The sequence below is a fragment of the Flagellimonas halotolerans genome (assembly GCF_035818535.1).
Classification (GTDB): domain Bacteria; phylum Bacteroidota; class Bacteroidia; order Flavobacteriales; family Flavobacteriaceae; genus Flagellimonas; species Flagellimonas halotolerans.
Genome location: NZ_JAYKYV010000001.1, coordinates 234714 through 252846 on the forward strand (window position 1 = coordinate 234714; position 18133 = coordinate 252846).

Consider the following 18133-nt stretch of genomic DNA (forward strand, 5'->3'; position numbering starts at 1 on the left):
TCCCCGGGATATTAGCTCTGAATGAACGAACACTTATTGGAAGTTGTCAACTTTTCAATTGATGATGGGCAAATTGCAATTAAAACAATCCCATCTGTCCATCTTTGTATCGTTCATGAAGCTCCATGTTCAACCGCGGAAAGGTTTTATCTTTAAAATATCGTTTCTTGGCCAAATGGGCCATTTCGTGTATTTGCTCCGCGATTTTGCCCTCTCCTTTTGTTCTTGTGCCAAATCTGCTATCATTTAACGTTCCCCCGTGGCAATCCTGTATTTGATGTAAGACTTTTTCAGCCCTATCTGGCATTGTTTTTTTTATCCAGTCCGAAAAAAGTTGCCCTATGGCCCCATTGAGTCGTACAACCGTTAAACCAAAGGAAAGGGCCCCATGGTCTGCCACTGCCTTGGCCAATGACAACAACTCGTGGGAATTTATTCCCGGAATCATGGGGGCCAGCATAGCATTAACGGGTATATTGTTCTCAGATAATGCCTGAATGGTCTTTAATCTTTTTTGGATGGATGCCGTTCTGGGCTCCAGTTTTCGTCTCGTTTTTTCTGATAATGAGGTAACAGAAATATTGACCCCGACCAATTGATGTTTGTTCAACTCCTTTAAAATATCGAGGTCGCGCAACACCAAAGCGTTTTTTGTGATAATGCCCACGGGATGCCGATACTTTAAAAAAACTTCCAGGCATTTTCGTGTAATCCCAAACCTTTGTTCTGCGGGTTGATAGCAATCGGTGTTTCCAGATAGAACAATGGTCTGTGCCTTCCATTTTTTATGTTTGATCTTGGTTTCTAAAAGCTTTGGAGCCGCTTCTTTGATCAATATGCGTCGTTCAAAATCCAAACCTGCACTATAGCCCCAATATTCGTGGGTGTTTCTGGCATAACAATAAATACAACCGTGCTCACAGCCTTGGTAAGGGTTCATGGAATATCCCATCCCTACATCGGGGCTATCCACTTTGTTGACAATCGTTTTTGGAAAAATAGGAATGTACTTCGTTTTGTTGCTTTCGGCTTCCTCTCCTTCCAAACGGCAGAATTCCAAAAAATCCTCCCGCATTTCATGCACATGCCGCAAAAACCGATTGCTCGTATTGTTCTGTGCTCCCCTTCCCCTTAAAAATTCTTTGGATGACATAATTTGGATTTATTCCAAATATATGGATTATATCCTTTGTTTGAATATTTTGATTGATGAATTACTAGAGCGTTGGATAGCTTATAAATATTAATGGGGTTGGCACAAATGTCATGAATTTGTATCAAGGCACTCCGTCATTTCGAACGGGAACCCAACCTTGAATGGGTCTGGTGGGAGAAATACTAAAGTATCAGTATCGAATGGATTTCTCGATCGTCGTTACACCCCCCCCCATTTCGAAATGACATCACTTATCCTAACATTCCAAGGAAGATGAAGGATCGCTTCAAGGCCGTAAAGTTTGACAAGAATTGCACAGGTTATCTCGAGTTTGTTTTTTTTCCCGACTGTTGTTATTCCGTACGGACAGACAGATGGCCATAAAGGGTACAATTGTTCTTGAGCTTGTCGGGAGTAGGATGCTCGAAGCACGAAGTCAGTTTGCAGTAAGCAGTAACTCCTGAACCTTGATACTTGAATTTGGACTTGTCAGAAGTCGGGAGTCAGTTGGTAGATTGCAGTAACTCAATAACTTGATCCGGTGCAAAAGTCTTGTCTCTTATGTCTTGGTTCTTGGCCCTCTTTTCTTTGAACTTGCGTTTGAGCTTGTACTTGGTGTTGATGAGTCTTTGTTCTTATTTAAAATCGACCTTTACCAATTGTTTTCTGCTTCCTTGCTTGGCGTAGAAGAGCATTTTGTCCTCCTCTTCGTCCTTAAGTGGTTTGGAGACCATGAGCGGTAATCTGGCCTCTTGCTGATCGATGATTTTCTCATAATCCATAACTCCGTTTTCATCCAAGGAAATCAGGAAAACGTTTCGGTTTCTGCTAAAACCTTGCTTAAATATCAATCGTTCGTTGTTTATGAGTTGTGGGTGTTCTGAAGAAGTACAGATAAAAAAATACGTTTTACCATTTTTGCAGTACGAACTGTAGGAGGCATAGGCTCCATCGCCTTGGGTAACTTCGGTCTTGTTGATATTTCTGGCCCATTTCATATCACCATTGGCCCCTAATTTAACGCTGACAATGTCATTATAATGATAGCGCTCGATTTTTACACGTTGTCCAGCTCCGGTAACTTCTAAGCCCGAAGTCACAAAATATTCTTCTGCATTGAACAAGATGTCTTGGTCATCGGTTATCTCAACTCCTTTAAAAACAAGGTTTTTGATATCGTGCTTTCCTGCACGTCCAAACTTATCTTCCATAAATTGTTGCGAAAAGGGATTGTATTTTTGGGATTGGATGTCCAATGTGCCTTGGTTCATTTCAAAATAAGCAATACCGTTGTAACGGTTGTCCTTTCTATCGGCATAAAAACCTAAACAGACCAGTCTGTTTTTAACCAAGATCGGATACAATGCTTCCGGGTACTTGCCTGGATCTACAAAAGATTGTGTTTTGCTCCCGTATTGCGAGATTTTGATCAATTCGTATTGAAACTTTCTTTCATCAACCCTAAAACGTCTCTTTTTAAAGTAGGCCTTCCCTACAATATAGGCTGTTTGTAGGTCTGGCGAAAAAGCCACGTTCTCAAAAGCATAGTTTTTCTCCTCGATCTCATCGGAAAAATCATATTCGAACTTTTTGTTGAGCGCGGTATCGAACAAATGGATCATGTGTTTGTTGCTCTTCCCTTTTTTATGATGTGTGCTTATTACGAAGCCTGTCTTCTCCTCATTAAAAAGAACGGCAGTGGTAAAGCCACGGGAAAAGTCTCGGTTATAATAGTTTTTCCCTACGGGGTCTTTTACTTCTTCGGAAGCAATGGAGAGCAGTTTTTTGGGCCTGAAATTAAAATCGATTATGGGGCTGGTATGCACCCAGTATTCATATTCCCCTTTATTGGGATCATAATTTAGGAACAAAAGGTTCAACTGGCCATTTTTCAGGAATCCATTCACAAAGTCCAACCCTTTGAGTTTATAGTTGTACTCGGAAACCAGTTCCAAATCGCTGTTGTATTGCTCTATAAAGTATCCCTTGGGCTTAAGCACCAATCCTTGGTAATAGGCACGCACCAAAACGTAACCTCCGGAATCATCTTCATCAATGGCCACGAGGTTGGAGTAGCGGTACTTGTCCCTGTATTTCTCACCAAAATCGTAGGAAACGGGCATTTTTTGGGCATTGACGGCGATGCACGTCAATACAAGGCAAAATAATGGAAGTAGGTGTTTTTTCATGATATGGCTTGGTTAGGCCAATGGTCACGATCCGGGGAAATCTGCTTTTCGTTTGTCCAAAAACGCGGAGGTTCCTTCTTTAAAGTCGTCCGTTCCAAAGCAATTGCCAAAGGCATCAATCTCCACCGAATAGCCATCAGCGTCATATTTAAAACCAGCATTTATCGCTTTTATTGCATGTTTTATGGCGACACTGGAATTATTCGATATCCTGCTCGCAATTTTCATACAAAAAGGCAACAATTCTTCAGAGGATACCACATGGTTCACCAACCCATATCCAAATGCTTTGTCGGAATCGATCATTCCTGCGGTCATGATCATTTCCATGGCCCTTCCCTTGCCTACCAACTGTGGTAAGCGCTGGGTTCCGCCATATCCGGGAATTACTCCCAGCGATACTTCGGGCAAGCCCATTCTTGCATTGCTGCTGGCCACCCTAAAATGGCATGCCATGGCAAGCTCCAATCCGCCGCCAAGGGCAAAGCCATTAATTGCAGCTATTACCGGTGTGGACAGGTTTTCCACAAAATCGAACAGATGCTGCTGCCCGACTGCCGATAACTGGCGGCCTTCCTTTACCGAGAAATTGGCAAATTCGGAAATATCGGCACCCGCAACAAAGGCTTTTTCACCACTTCCAGTGATAATGATCACTTTTATGTCCCTGTCCTCGTCCAGCTCCTTAAAGGCCACGTGCAACTCTTCAATTGTCCTTTTGTTGAGGGCATTTAGCTTTTTGGGTCTGTTTATGGTTATGGTGGCCAAATTGTTCTCTTCCTCAATGTAAATGTTCTCGAAATCCATGTATACCTATGTTTGGGACGGGCTGTACAATGTCCGCCATTATTATTTATGTTCTTTTGGAAAATCAATGGTAAAAACGGTTCCTTTTCCAACTTTAGAAGTAAAGTTAATGGTTCCGCCATAGTTTTCCACAATGTTCTTTACCATACCTAGCCCCAAGCCCATTCCGCTGGACTTGGTGGTAAACTTGGGCTCAAAAATTTGGTGTTTGTGCCCGTCCGCTATTCCAAGGCCGTTGTCGGCAATCGAAATTCTAACACGGTCGCCTACGGAGGCCACTGTTACCAAGATTCTCGGGGAGTCTACATCGGGCACAGCCTGAATGGCATTCTTTACCAAATTGGTGATTACCCTTATTAACTGGGTACGATCCAGCTTGGCCACAATTTCCTCTTCGTCGGCTATAAAATGAATATAGTCTTCATTAAAAATCTCCATGGCCAATTTTACCACCTTAACCACATTCAAAGTTTCGTTCTGCTGGGCGGGCATATCGGCAAAACTGGAAAATGCCGTGGCTATATTGCTCATGGTGTCTATTTGTTGTATCAAGGTTTTGGAAAACTCTTTGACCTTTTTCTGAATATCAGGGTCATTTGGGTCGAATTTGCGCTCAAAACTCTGCACAGTTAGCCGTAAAGGCGTTAGAGGATTTTTAATTTCGTGGGCTACCTGTTTCGCCATTTCACGCCATGCCTGTTCTCGTTCGCTACGTGCCAACTTTATGGCACTTTCCTCTAACTCATCGATCATTCGGTTGTAGGAGTCCACCAATTTTCCGATTTCCTCTCCAGGACCTTCCAAATAAATTTTTTCGTTTTGATGGGTCAAGTTGGTTCTGTTGATTTTGTCCGATATGGTCTGGAGTGACCTTGTAATGTATTTTGAAATAAAATATGCCAAGATAATGGCAACGACCAGCATTAAAAGATAAACCATCCCCAGCCTGAAGAGAAATTCCCTCAATTCCATGTTATTGAAGGTGTTATCTTCAAAATAAGGGAGGTTCATTATGCCTATGGGCTTAAATCTCAGGTCATAAATGTAGGTATAGGTGGATTGATAATTATCTCCGGCCGTCCTTTTTTCCTCCACAAACCGGGTTTCTCCGCTTTCCCTGAGAAAATTCAGCACTTCAGGGTCGAGACATGTGGCGATTGAGTTGGACTCAAAAGTTGGGCGAGAGCTTTTGATCAAATTGCCCTCCAGGTCGTAAATATTGAAGTTTACATTTTGTATGTTGGCTATCTCATAAATTTCCTCGCTGAATATAAGGTGAAGATTCTCTGTGGTTATGGGGTAGGTTGTCTCCTTAAGTGTGTAGTTAATGCTTTTAATGAGCTGCTCTTCCTTTCGCTCCAACCTTTCGTTATGATAGTCGTTGCCTTGTTCCTTGTACTGGTAAACCGTAACCCCGGCAATCAAGACAGAGGCGAGTACCACCAAGGTGATCATGGCAACAAATATGCGTGACCGTAAGGAAAATTTTCTTAACAAGCTCGCTTGATTTAGCCTTAAATTTAAGCAATTATCGAGCCAAATAAAGTGCAAGAGCAAAAATGAAGCTCGATAATTTCATTTACCTTGACGCTTTACGAAAAGTATTGTAGCTGTTTTATGAAATTCCTGCCTAAAGGAGGAAGGAGGGCATATTAAAAAATTGCATTTATTCTTTGTCAAAGAATATCCTTGGCCCAACAAAGAATGAATCTTTTGCATTGATTGTTATTCTAAGGGCCCAGAGCGAATAAAGGATATTTTGGTTTGTCCTGTACAAGGCAAGTGATCTTGACGCAAACCACACTGATTTTCACGAATATGTCACCCAGAATAGAATCAAAAGATAGCTAAGTTGTGGATGTGTCAGGTCGAGCGCAGTCGAGACCTCAAACATGGTCAGGATGGAACTTGTAGTGCAAAGCATCTCCGCATTATGATAATATTTGCAAAAGGTTTAGATTCCCACTTGCTAGGGCAAACCTCTTTTTGGCGCCCGACTTTTTGATTTTCTTTTCAAGATAGATGGCTTGCAATACATCATTTAATTCTTGTTGGAACATAAGTTGAAGGGGCCTTCTTCTTTAAGTACAAGCTGATTGGTTTGTCCCGTTTTGATGTTCTGATAACCTACGGTTGATATTATCTGTAATGTCAGTTTAGGTTATTCCTTCGAAACATTTTAATATATAGGTTCATAGTTTGGTGGGTCTCGATTGCCCACTCTCTGGGCAAGGCAGGCGCTCGACCTAACACTACTTGGATTTCTTCCTAAAAACAAAAAACCCAAACTTCTATTGGAAATTTGGGTTTTGTATATTGAAATCTTATAAGATTTATCCCTTTAAAGAAGCGGATAAGTACTCGCGGTTCATACGGGCAATGTTGGTCAAGGAAATACCTTTTGGGCATTCAACCTCACATGCTCCCGTATTGGTACAATTGCCAAAACCTTCCAAATCCATTTGGCGAACCATATTTTGAACACGTTCTGTAGCTTCGATCCTTCCTTGTGGCAACAAGGCAAATTGGGAAACTTTGGCTGAGGTGAACAACATGGCACTTGCGTTTTTGCAAGCGGCCACACAAGCACCGCAACCAATACAGGTGGCGGCATCCATAGCTTCGTCCGCATCGTATTTGTTGATTGGAATTGAGTTGGCATCAATTGTGTTGCCAGATGTGTTTACCGAGATATACCCCCCAGCTTGCTGAATGCGGTCAAATGAGCTTCGGTCCACGATCAAATCCTTGATCACGGGGAATGCCTTGGCACGGAAAGGTTCAATTACAATGGTGTCCCCATCGTTGAATTTTCGCATGTGCAATTGGCAAGTGGTTACCAATCTATCCGGTCCGTGAGGTTCTCCATTGATTTGTAGGGAACAGGTTCCGCAAATACCTTCCCTACAATCGTGATCGAACTCAACAGGTTCTTCTCCTTTGGAGACCAATTCTTCATTTAAGATGTCCAGCATCTCTAGGAAAGACATATCCCCTTCTACACCATCAAGGGTATAATCAACTATTTTCCCGGGTGAGGATGCGTCCTTTTGACGCCAAATCTTTAGGTATAATTTCATAGTTATCTAGTTGTTAGTCGTTAGTTGCCAGTTGTTGGATCTTCCATTAACTGGCAACGTTCAACTATTTATAACTCCTTGTTTTTAATTCAATATTCTCGTACACCAAATCCTCTTTGTGCAATTCGGCATCTTTGGGCTCGCCCTTATATTCCCAAGCGGCCACATATTTAAAGTTTTCGTCATCACGTAGCGCTTCGCCTTCTTCCGTTTGGTACTCTTCACGGAAGTGTCCGCCGCAGGATTCGTTTCTGTGCAGTGCATCCTTTGCGAAAAGCTCGCCCAATTCCAGGAAATCGGCAACGCGTCCGGCTTTTTCCAGCTCTTGGTTTTTAGAATCGATGCTTCCGGGAATTTTTACGTTCTCCCAGAAATCTTTCCTTAGCGCCGAAATTTCCTTGATGGCTTCTTTCAGTTCCTTTTCGTTACGGGCCATACCACATTTGTTCCACATGATCTTGCCCAGTTTTTTGTGATAGTAGTCCACGGAATGGATTCCAGAGCCACCCATCAACTTTTCCATTCTATCACGGACCTGTTGTTCGGCTTCGTCGAATTCCTTGGTATCGGTTGGAATGGCCCCTGTTCTAATATCATGTGATAGGTAGTCGCCAATTGTGTATGGCAGTACAAAATATCCATCTGCCAGACCCTGCATCAAAGCGGAAGCGCCCAATCGGTTGGCACCGTGGTCGCTGAAGTTGGCCTCTCCGGCTGCGTAGCAACCAGGGATTGTGGTCTGCAGGTTATAATCCACCCAAAGGCCTCCCATGGTGTAGTGTACCGCAGGATAGATCATCATTGGGGTTTTATAAGGATTTTGGTCTACGATTTTTTCGTACATCTGGAACAGGTTGCCATACTTGGCCTCCACAACCTCTTCACCTAATTTTGTGATAGTCGCTTTATCTGGATTTTTAAGTCCAGAGGTCAACGCCTTTTCTTTTCCGTAACGTTCAATGGCGGAGGCAAAATCCAAGAATACCGCTTCCCCGGTCTTGTTTACCCCATATCCGGCATCGCAACGTTCCTTGGCAGCTCTCGAAGCCACATCACGGGGTACTAGGTTACCAAAGGCAGGATACCTTCTTTCCAAATAATAGTCTCTATCCTCTTCAGCGATTTCCGTTGGCTTCAATTTGCCTTCGCGGATGGCGATGGCATCCTCTTTTTTCTTGGGAACCCAGATTCGACCATCGTTACGAAGTGATTCGGACATCAATGTCAATTTGGATTGATGGTCACCTGAAACAGGAATACAAGTTGGGTGGATCTGTGTGAAACATGGGTTGGCAAAGAAAGCTCCCTTACGGTGCGCTCTCCAAGCAGCCATTACGTTACTTCCCATGGCATTGGTGGAAAGGAAGAACACATTTCCGTACCCGCCAGTGGCCAAAACAACGGCGTGTGCGCTGTGTCTTTCAATTTCCCCAGTCACCAAGTTTCTGGCGATTATTCCACGGGCCTTGCCGTCCACCAATACCAAATCCATCATTTCGTGGCGGTTAAAGGCCTGTATCTTACCACGGTTTATCTGGCGGTTCATCGCGGAATATGCACCGAGCAACAATTGCTGACCGGTTTGTCCTTTGGCATAGAAGGTTCTGGATACCAGTACCCCGCCAAAGGAGCGGTTGTCCAACATTCCTCCATACTCACGGGCAAAGGGAACCCCTTGTGCCACACATTGGTCGATGATGTTGCCTGACACCTCCGCCAATCGGTACACGTTGGCTTCACGGGAACGGTAATCGCCTCCTTTTATAGTGTCGTAAAATAGGCGGTAGTTACTATCGCCATCTCCTTGATAGTTTTTTGCAGCGTTTATTCCCCCTTGGGCCGCAATGGAGTGCGCCCTACGCGGTGAATCTTGATAGCAGAATGTTTTTACGTTATAACCCAACTCGGCCAAAGTGGCTGCTGCGGCACCACCTGCAAGTCCTGTGCCTACAACAATGATGTCGATGTTCCTTTTGTTGGCAGGGTTAACCAGATTGATGTCGTTTTTATGCTTGGTCCATTTGTCGGCCAACGGCCCAGATGGAATTTTGGAATCCAATATGCCCATACTTAATGTGTTATTGGGTTAAGGTGGTGATATAGGGCGATAAAAGCAAAGCCCAATGGAATGACCACCGAAAATATTTTAGTGAAAGTCTTGATGGCTGGAGTGTACTTGTTGTTTACGCCCATGGTCTGGAAAGATGAGGCAAACCCGTGCCATAAGTGAAGACTCAGTAAGAAGAATGCCACCACATAAATGGCGGTTCTCCAAATGGGAGCGAACTTTTCTACGGTTTCTGCGTAGTAACGTGTCGGGTCCTCAGGGTTGGCCTCAATATATTTATAGGCCATTTCGTGTACCCAAAAATCGTAAAAGTGCAAGGCCAAAAAAGCAAGGATAACCAATCCGGAATAGATCATATTGCGGGACACCCATGGAGCATTGGCACTGCCCTTGTACTTTACATAGGCTGTGCCCCTGGCTTTTCTGTTCTGGATCTCCAAAACAAAGCCCATTACAAAGTGCACAATTACGCCAGCAATCAAAATAGGTTGTAGGACAAACTGTACCAAGGGGTTGTATCCCATAAAATGGGACCAGGAATTAAAAGTTTCGGGGTCTATTACCGAAGCAAGATTAATGGTAAAATGTTGTGTAAGAAAAACAACCAAAAAAAGACCCGAAAGTGCCATTATCACTTTTCGGGCAAGCGATGATTTTATCATTCCACTCATTAGTGCTGGTTTTTCAACAAATTTACGGCACGGATGAGTTTTTAACAAGCTTTCAACATCGTAAAACAGGTTATTTAGATTCATTTTAAGCTACTGGGATTTAATCCTTCAGGATTCTATTTTGGGAATTTTAACCGATATTACGATTGATTTTCAAACCAATGCAAAAAACATGGACATTGCCATTTTATCCGTAAGCCTCAATGTATATTCCACAGCTAGGATTGCAGAGGAATTTGAAAGGGCAGGCCATTATGTGGAGCATATTGACCATACCAAATGTTCGGTGCAGTTGGGCGATGATAAGCCGCAGATTTTTTTTGGAACGGAGAACATTACCGATGAGTTTGATGCCATTGTCCCGAGAATTGGCACAACGGTGACCCGCCACGGTGCGGCCATTGTAAAACAGTTTGAAATGAACCATATCTTCAGCACGGCGAAATCACTGGGGATCATCAGGGCCAGAAACAAGGTTTCTACCCTGCAAATGATGTCCAAAAAAGGAATACCTGTGCCAAAAACCCTGTTCTCCATCAACCCGAACAATGTAGCCGATCAAATAGAGTTGTTGGGCGGAGCCCCTGTTATTATTAAACTACAAGAGGGGACTCAGGGCAAAGGGGTCATTTTGGCGGAAAGCAAAAAATCGGCAAAATCCGTGATAGATACTTTGTATAATATGAACACGAGCATTTTGCTACAACAATATATAGAGGAGGCCAATGGGGAAGACCTTAGAATCATTGTTGTGGGCAACAAAATCGTGGCCAGTATGAAACGGACCAGCGGACTGGACGATTTTAGATCCAATGTGCACCGGGGAGCGGAAACCCAAAAAGTACAGTTAACGCCAAGGGAAAAATTTATAGCGGTAAATGCCACCAAACATTTGGGACTGGGTGTGGCCGGAGTGGATTTGATCCGATCCAAAAACGGCCCTTTGTTGATAGAGGTAAATGCATCGCCAGGGTTAAAGGGCATTGAGGCGGTAACGGGGGTAAATGTGGCCAAGCACATTGTTCAATATGTAGAAAAGCACAGTGGAAGGAACAGAAAATGAACCCGTCTGGAGTTGTTAAGTCCAAGCCGATAGGCCAATTTTTTCCATTGACCTAGGCCAAGCTCCACTTTATGGCATCTTCCAAGTTTGCAAATTGGCGTATTTCGTTTCTAAAGAACATTTTTTCCAGAACAAGGCTGGCCAAACCGCTTTTGTTGCAAGCGATAACCGAATAAAGCTCCAATTGGTGCCGATGTTCGTAAAACGTTGGCCAATCGGTGGGGACTACCGAGTAGTTATGAATGCGATTGCTGATGTAGGCGATAGGTTTGTCTTTTCCCAGGACCTCATAGGCCACGGATATTATTTTTTCGGCAATGGACCAGTTAAAAACTTCACCTTCTTTTATTTCCGATATGACCAATCCATCAAAAAAGCAGAAAATTCCAAATCCTTAACGCGCTGCATATATCCTTTCAGGAAGATGAGTCAAATTGTATGCATCAAAAGTAGAAGCAAGCAACGGTTATTTTTGAGCTGATTTTACCAATGCCCCTGTAGGATTGGTGCAACTGCCTTTTCAATTGACAACTCATTTTTTCGGATATCAACCAAAAAGAGGTATTCCTACATAAGCCGGTATAAAAACCGATTATTTTTCCATGTTCTTTAATTGGATTCCCAATGCCTTTGTGGATAATTGCACCTCCAATAGAGAGAGCACCAAGGAAACCATAAGGAACACCAAACTAATACCAAAAATAACATTGGCCCAGACACGCATTTCCACATAGATCAAGAACATGGTTACTGCTGCCAACAAAAAACTGATGATTGCAGTTGCCTGCATGTTTTTTATAATGCCCAAACGGGTGCGCAATTGGTTGATCTGTTGTTTTAAGGGCTGGGCGGCGGTTTCCTCAAACTGTTTGTGCAATTGCCTGATCAAAGCCGCAATGGCCAAATAACGTGCGTTATAGGCCAACATGGTCAATGAAATGGCAGGAAAAAGGAGTGCGGGAATACTTAGGTTGAGCTGCATGTTTTCAATTTGAAATTGAAGGTAAGGATTTGTCTTCGGTAACGCAATTGGCTACATTTGGGCAAATCAAATTAAATTTATGAAATACGCTCAAATAGACAGCAATCTTTTTGTAAAGAACCGTAAGAAATTCATGGCTCAAATGAAGCCGAAAAGCATTGCGGTTTTCAATTCCAACGATATTTATCCCATCGGTGCGGATAGTACTTTACCCTTTGAGCAGGACCGTGATATTTTTTACCTGAGCGGAGCGGACCAAGAAGAGACAATTTTATTGTTGTTCCCCGATGCCATTGATCCAAAGCATAGGGAAATCCTTTTTGTGAGGGAAACCAACGACCATATTGCGGTTTGGGAAGGAGCAAAGCTCACCAAGGAAAAAGCGACCGAAGTATCGGGCATCGAGACCGTTTATTGGCTCACGGAGTTTGATAAAACCTTTTTTGATTTGATGACGGAGGCGGACACGATTTATTTCAATACCAACGAGCATTACCGCCAAGCAGTGGAAACCCAAACACGGGAAGCACGGTTTATTGAAAAGTGCAAAAAAGAATACCCGGCGCACCAATGGGCCAAGAGCAACCCTATTTTGCAAAATATCCGTGGTGTTAAAGAACCGGAGGAAATCGAGTTGATGCAGAAAGCCTGCGATATTACCGAAAAAGGGTTCAGAAGAATCTTGGAGTTTGTAAAGCCAGGGGTTTGGGAGCACGAAATTGAAGCAGAATTTTTGCACGAATTTGTTCGCAACCGTTCCAGAGGTTTTGCATATCCCCCTATTATCGCAGCGGGCAGCAACGCCAATGTACTCCACTATTTGGAAAACGACAAAGAGGTAAAGGACGGTGACATGATTTTGTTGGACCTTGCTGCCGAGTACGCCAACTATTCCAGTGATATGACCCGCACCATTCCTGTAAACGGGAAGTTTACCCAGAGGCAGAAACAAGTGTACAGCGCGGTGCTTCGCGTTAAGAACGAGGCGACAAAAATGTTGGTGCCCGGAACCATCTGGGCCGAGTTCCATAAAGAAGTGGGCAAGCTCATGACCGCCGAACTTATAGGTTTGGGCTTGCTGGACAAAGCCGATGTGCAGAACGAAAACCCTGATTGGCCAGCATACAAAAAATACTTTATGCACGGAACCAGTCATCACATAGGCCTGAACACCCACGATTATGGTGAGTTGAAAAAACCGATGAAAGCCAATATGGTATTTACGGTAGAACCCGGGATTTATATTCCAGCCGAAGGAATGGGAGTTCGTTTGGAAGATGATGTGGTCATTCAAGAAAAAGGAGAGCCTTTCAATTTGATGCGCAACATTCCTATCGAAATTGAAGAGATCGAGGAATTGATGAACAAGTAAACTGTTGTGCTGAAGAGCAAAGTGGCGAAGTATCCCAGTGTCCCAAGCTCCTAAGAATGGCAGAAAAACATACACATGAACCTTATTTGGTTAATTCAACAATCCAATATTGAAAAAAAGATGGAGGAAGCTCCCGACAGTGCCTACGAAATTGGCGTGGTTATCGGGAGCTATCTCCCTTTTGTGGCATTGGCCGCCATCGCTTATGCCATTTTCTACTACACTAAAAAGAACAAGGGTTCGGAATAATTTCCTCGGACCGTGTAACCTGTTTCAATAAAGTACCGTCATACCTTACAAATCAAAAAATGTAAGGTAAAATGAAAAACGGACTAAACACGAGGCTTCGACGGTTTCTGTTGATTGCTTTTATAGTAGGGCTTCAACCCTTGCTGAAGGCACAGGACATAGAGGCCCGGATAAACGATAAGCTTAAGCAAAAAATAGCTGAAAACGGACCCGGTGCTGTTTTTTTGGTGGCAAAAAAGGGCAATGTCGTTTATAAAAAAGCGTTTGGTTTGGCCAATCTTGAACTTCAAGTGCCGATGGAATCCAACAATGTCTTCGAAATCGGTTCCATGACCAAACAATTTACTGCTGTCTCCATTTTAATGTTGATGGAAGAGGGAAAGTTGCAATTGGATGATGAGATAACCGAATACATTCCCGATTATCCCACACGCGGCCATGTAATCACCATTCACCACTTATTGAACCATACTTCAGGAATAAAAAGCTTTACAAGCGTAAAAGGACTCGACGCCATTGCGAACAATAACATGGAACCGTTGGAGATGATTGATTTTTTTAAGAACGAGCCCATGGACTTTCATCCCGGAGAAAAATTTAAATACAACAATTCGGGCTATATCATTTTAGGCTATATTATTGAAAGAGCATCGGGTATGGAGTATGCCGATTTTGTGGAAAAGCATATTTTCAAAAAACTGGGAATGTCGTCGTCCTATTATGCAAGACGTTCAAAAGTGATACCGAACAGAGCTTCCGGCTATCATGAAAGAGAAGACTATATCAACGCTAGGCATATCAATTATTCCATCCCTTTTGCATCGGGATCCTTAATGTCCACTGTGGATGATATGTTAAAGTGGGAACAAGCGATCAAGAACCATATATTGCTCGGTAAGGAAAGCACAAGAAAGGTTTTTACGAATTATACCTTGAACAATGGGGAACTTACCAATTATGGCTATGGGTGGCATGTCAAAACCATGAATGGCAGCAAGAGTCTTGAACACGGAGGGTCTATTTTTGGGTTTAAATCCATGGGGGTTTATTTGCCCGAAGAGGATATTTATGTGATAGGCCTAAGTAATTGCGATTGCAACTCCCCAACACAAATTACCCGGGAAATAGCTGAAATGGTCTTGAACAACAACGATTTTGGCGGATGATTGCCAATTTGTTTGATTTTTATCCCGAAATCTCGGAAATTGGAGAGGTCTAAAAAGAAAGCATGTCTAAGACGTTTTCAATGATTCAGGATAAAAAACTTTACCGGACCGCCTTTGCACTGGCCCTGTTCACCATCTTTTACAACATTGTCGAAGGGATTATTTCCACTTATTTGGGTTTTGAAGATGAAAGCCTTGCGCTATTTGGGTTTGGAACAGATAGCTTTATCGAGGTGATTTCTGGACTGGGCATTGCACACATGGTTTTGCGTATACAAAAGAACCCACATAGCAATCGCGACAATTTTGAGCGAACTGCCCTAAGGGTTACAGGAGTGGCTTTTTATCTTTTGGTGGTTGGATTGGTCATTTCCAGCAGTTATAATATTTGGACGGGGCACAAACCGCTGACGACCTTTTGGGGAGTGATCATTTCAGCAATATCCATACTTGTGATGTGGATTTTGGTCTGGTGGAAACGCAAAGTGGGTCGTAAACTGAATTCAGCACCAATATTGGCCGATGCCAATTGCACACTGGTCTGCGTGTATATGTCCATCATTTTACTGGTGAGCAGCGGGATCTACGAACTTTTTAAGATTCCTTATATAGATAGTATTGGTACTCTGGGATTGGCCTATTTTGCTTTTTCCGAAGGAAAGGAATGTTTTGAAAAGGCCAGGAGCAATAAACACTGTGGTTGTACAGAATAGATTGGAATATGGAGCAGGATAGAAAAAATCATTGGGAAACCGTTTACGGAACCAAGAATCCAGATCAGGTAAGTTGGACCCAGGAAGTGCCGCAGACCTCTCTGGATTTTATTCATTTTTTTAAACTGGACAAAGCTGCCAAAATTATTGATGTGGGCGGTGGTGATAGTAAATTGGTGGATTTTCTGTTGGATGAAGGTTTCGAAAACATTACCGTGCTCGATATTTCGGGCAAAGCCATGGAAAGAGCCAAAAAAAGGTTGGGAAATAGGGCCCAAAAGGTAAAATGGATTGAAAGTGACATCACCGAATTTGAAACTAAAGAAACTTATGATGTTTGGCATGATCGCGCAGCGTTTCATTTTTTGACATCCCCCAAGCAGATACAAACCTATGTGGAATTGACCCAAAAAGCTGTTGACAGCTATATGATTCTGGGAACCTTCTCCGAAAATGGACCAAAAAAATGTAGCGGTCTCGACATCAAACAATATAATGAAGAGCAAATGGAAACTGTTTTCAAACATTTTGAGAAATTGGAATGTAGAACCGAAGACCATACTACTCCATTTGGTACTACACAGCATTTTATCTTTTGCAGCTTCAAAAGAAAACAAGATTAGCTTGAAGCAGCTGTTTCTTTACCATTGATGATGTTCGAAGCAATGAATGCGACCAATGCTGGAAGCACCCAGCCCATCTGATGCTGGCTCAACGGAACCCAATCGACATAGGGAGAAATTTGTTGGCCAAACCCAATGCTCCCCAAAAAATCGGGAATACTGAACAGAATGGTCACTCCAATTACCCGTTGAAACACCTTGGGCGAACCCCATTTTTCTGGAACCACATTCAGTAAAATCAAAATTATGGTGATGGGATAAATAAACATGAGCGACGGAACGGCTACGGTAATAATGTAGCCAACATCAAACTGACCCACCAACACACCCAATAGGCACCCCAAAAATGCTGTGATTCGGTATGCTGAAATTGAATCGTTTAACCTTCCTTTGATAAAATCGGAAGTTCCCGTCACGATTCCTACCGCTGTGGTAAAACAGGCCAAGCTCACCAAAATACTGAGCAATATATTGGCCGTTTGCCCCAAGGTTTTTGTGCTGATCCCCCTTAGAAGTGCGGTTCTGGAAATATCGGCATCAAAAGCATCCCCGAACAATGCGCCTGTGAGGATTAGGCCTCCGTACACCAATAACAGTCCTATTCCCGCCCACAGCCCTGCTTTTCCAATGAGCCTTCTTTTTTCTTCAAACGAGGCGTACTTTTCCTTTAGGTTGATGGATATGATGATTACCGCACCCACTACTACAGCTCCGATGGCATCAAACGTTTGATAACCTTCCAAAATCCCCGAACTAAAAGCTTGCCCCATTGCTGATGGTACAAAATCAAAGTCCAATGCAAAGACTGCCGTTGCCATCATTATGAATAAAATAATCAAGATGCCCGGGGTTAATAGCTTGCCCAATGCATCCAAAACTTTGGAACGATTGAGGACAAAGACAAATACCAACATAAAATAGATTAGGCTGGTCAGCAACGATGGGGAATCCCAAAAAGGCTGAATGGCCATTTCATGTGTTACCGATGCGGTCCTGGGCGATGGCAAAGCGATGGCGATGGCATAAATTAAATAACAGTACACCACACTGAATGTGGGAGAAACCTTTTTGGCAAAATCGAATAATGTACCCTGTAATTTGGCATGGGCAATAATGCCCAAAATTGGGATAAGAACACCCGAAATGCAAAATCCCAGGGTGACCAACCACCATAAATCCCCTGCTCTAAATCCCAATAATGGAGGCAAGACAAGGTTTCCCGCACCGAAAAAGAGCGAAAAAAGGGCAAAAGATGTAATTATTAAAGATTTCTTGCCGGTGGATTGTTGATAATTTGTTTTCAATATGGTATATTACAAAAGCGTTTTTGAGCGAAAAAAAATAGCTTTTTGTCGATTTTATTGCATTTCATCGAAAAAAATACTTTATCGGTGCAATCGTAAAATAAAAAGTTATCAACACCCGTTCCTATTAAAAGTTGAACCATTTAAAAATATTTTTATAACACAAAATTACTATTCACCAATTTAAGCATTTTCGAAGCTCCATATCGTAAATCATTGCTTTTCTCCAAACAAAACCAGCTTATGAAAACAACTACTACACAGCATGGCAACAAATTCTCTTCTTTCTTTTGCAGTCTGTTTGGGCACCATTACACGGTTTCCAAAAAAGTGACCCAGCACATAAAAGAATACAAATGTATTCATTGCCAAAAACAGGTTACCACGGACGTTACTGGTAAACTTTCTGCGCTGACTCCGCAAATGCAAGAGATCAACAGTACATTGGAAGATATGTACCGAAAACGAAAAAGTAGGGTAGTGCACCAAGTGGCATAACCCTTTTTTATTTTAGAAAAGGCCCAAGTCTTATCCCGGAAACTTAAGTAATTGCCTACTGCCAATGGTTGCGTGCCCCAATACCATGACGTAGGGATGCCCTTGATTTTCGGGATTTTTTTATTATCCGGTGAAAGATTAAAACCCGGTTTCCGGGATTTTTGGGACTGTATTGTCATACCGCACTCGATA

Annotated in this window: 17 protein-coding genes; 7 read left to right on the forward strand and 10 right to left on the reverse strand. The window is 42.8% G+C overall.

The window, feature by feature from the left end:
- Positions 1-79 precede the first annotated feature (79 nt).
- The 7 genes from VM932_RS01035 to VM932_RS01065 form a co-directional block, all read right to left on the reverse strand.
- Positions 80-1153, reverse strand: coding sequence for a PA0069 family radical SAM protein (locus tag VM932_RS01035; RefSeq protein WP_326276727.1), 1074 nt, complete (start codon positions 1151-1153; stop codon positions 80-82).
- 638 nt (positions 1154-1791) lie between these two features.
- On the reverse strand, positions 1792-3345 hold the full coding sequence (locus VM932_RS01040) for a hypothetical protein (RefSeq protein WP_326276729.1): 1554 nt from the start codon (positions 3343-3345) through the stop codon (positions 1792-1794).
- A 24-nt stretch (positions 3346-3369) separates the two neighbouring features.
- Positions 3370-4152 carry an enoyl-CoA hydratase/isomerase family protein gene (locus tag VM932_RS01045; protein WP_326276730.1) on the reverse strand — a complete coding sequence of 261 codons (783 nt, stop codon included), beginning with the start codon at positions 4150-4152 and terminating at the stop codon, positions 3370-3372.
- Between the two features lie 42 nt (positions 4153-4194).
- Positions 4195-5607, reverse strand: coding sequence for a sensor histidine kinase (locus tag VM932_RS01050; protein WP_326277116.1), 1413 nt, complete (start codon positions 5605-5607; stop codon positions 4195-4197).
- An 878-nt stretch (positions 5608-6485) separates the two neighbouring features.
- On the reverse strand, positions 6486-7232 hold the full coding sequence (locus VM932_RS01055) for a succinate dehydrogenase/fumarate reductase iron-sulfur subunit (protein ID WP_326276731.1): 747 nt from the start codon (positions 7230-7232) through the stop codon (positions 6486-6488).
- Positions 7233-7296: 64 nt separating this feature from the next.
- A complete protein-coding gene (locus VM932_RS01060; RefSeq protein WP_326276733.1) occupies positions 7297-9300 on the reverse strand; it encodes a fumarate reductase/succinate dehydrogenase flavoprotein subunit in 2004 nt (667 codons plus the stop codon).
- Positions 9301-9302: 2 nt separating this feature from the next.
- Positions 9303-9971: a succinate dehydrogenase cytochrome b subunit gene (locus VM932_RS01065; RefSeq protein WP_326276734.1), complete on the reverse strand. Its 669-nt coding sequence runs from the start codon at positions 9969-9971 to the stop codon at positions 9303-9305.
- A gap of 172 nt (positions 9972-10143) precedes the next feature.
- On the opposite strand from VM932_RS01065, the gene VM932_RS01070 reads away from it, so the two are divergent.
- Entirely contained in the window at positions 10144-11034 is an 891-nt protein-coding gene (locus VM932_RS01070; protein WP_326276735.1) for a RimK family alpha-L-glutamate ligase, read from the forward strand.
- A 52-nt stretch (positions 11035-11086) separates the two neighbouring features.
- Here VM932_RS01070 and VM932_RS01075 read toward each other — a convergent pair whose 3' ends face one another.
- Both VM932_RS01075 and VM932_RS01080 read right to left on the reverse strand, forming a co-directional pair.
- Positions 11087-11398: a hypothetical protein gene (locus VM932_RS01075; protein ID WP_326276736.1), complete on the reverse strand. Its 312-nt coding sequence runs from the start codon at positions 11396-11398 to the stop codon at positions 11087-11089.
- 228 nt (positions 11399-11626) lie between these two features.
- A complete protein-coding gene (locus tag VM932_RS01080) occupies positions 11627-12016 on the reverse strand; it encodes a DUF2721 domain-containing protein (RefSeq protein ID WP_293166504.1) in 390 nt (129 codons plus the stop codon).
- Positions 12017-12095: 79 nt separating this feature from the next.
- Between VM932_RS01080 and VM932_RS01085 the strand changes: the two genes are divergently transcribed.
- From VM932_RS01085 to VM932_RS01105, 5 genes are all read left to right on the forward strand, one after another.
- A complete protein-coding gene (locus VM932_RS01085) occupies positions 12096-13388 on the forward strand; it encodes an aminopeptidase P family protein (protein WP_326276738.1) in 1293 nt (430 codons plus the stop codon).
- A 75-nt stretch (positions 13389-13463) separates the two neighbouring features.
- Entirely contained in the window at positions 13464-13637 is a 174-nt protein-coding gene (locus VM932_RS01090; protein ID WP_326276739.1) for a hypothetical protein, read from the forward strand.
- Positions 13638-13708: 71 nt separating this feature from the next.
- On the forward strand, positions 13709-14803 hold the full coding sequence (locus tag VM932_RS01095; protein ID WP_326276740.1) for a serine hydrolase domain-containing protein: 1095 nt from the start codon (positions 13709-13711) through the stop codon (positions 14801-14803).
- 62 nt (positions 14804-14865) lie between these two features.
- On the forward strand, positions 14866-15516 hold the full coding sequence (locus tag VM932_RS01100) for a cation efflux transmembrane domain-containing protein (RefSeq protein WP_326276741.1): 651 nt from the start codon (positions 14866-14868) through the stop codon (positions 15514-15516).
- 8 nt (positions 15517-15524) lie between these two features.
- Positions 15525-16139, forward strand: a complete 615-nt coding sequence (locus tag VM932_RS01105; RefSeq protein ID WP_326277117.1) for a class I SAM-dependent methyltransferase — start codon at positions 15525-15527, stop codon at positions 16137-16139.
- Here VM932_RS01105 and brnQ read toward each other — a convergent pair.
- The gene (brnQ, locus tag VM932_RS01110) at positions 16136-17443 is read right to left on the reverse strand and encodes a branched-chain amino acid transport system II carrier protein (protein ID WP_326276743.1); all 1308 of its coding nucleotides are present in this window, start codon (positions 17441-17443) and stop codon (positions 16136-16138) included. The two genes, VM932_RS01105 and brnQ, sit on opposite strands and share 4 nt — an antisense overlap.
- 243 nt (positions 17444-17686) lie before the next feature.
- Here brnQ and VM932_RS01115 point away from each other — a divergent pair, with 243 nt between their 5' ends.
- Positions 17687-17941, forward strand: a complete 255-nt coding sequence (locus VM932_RS01115) for a DUF1660 family phage protein (protein WP_293166518.1) — start codon at positions 17687-17689, stop codon at positions 17939-17941.
- Positions 17942-18133 lie beyond the last annotated feature (192 nt).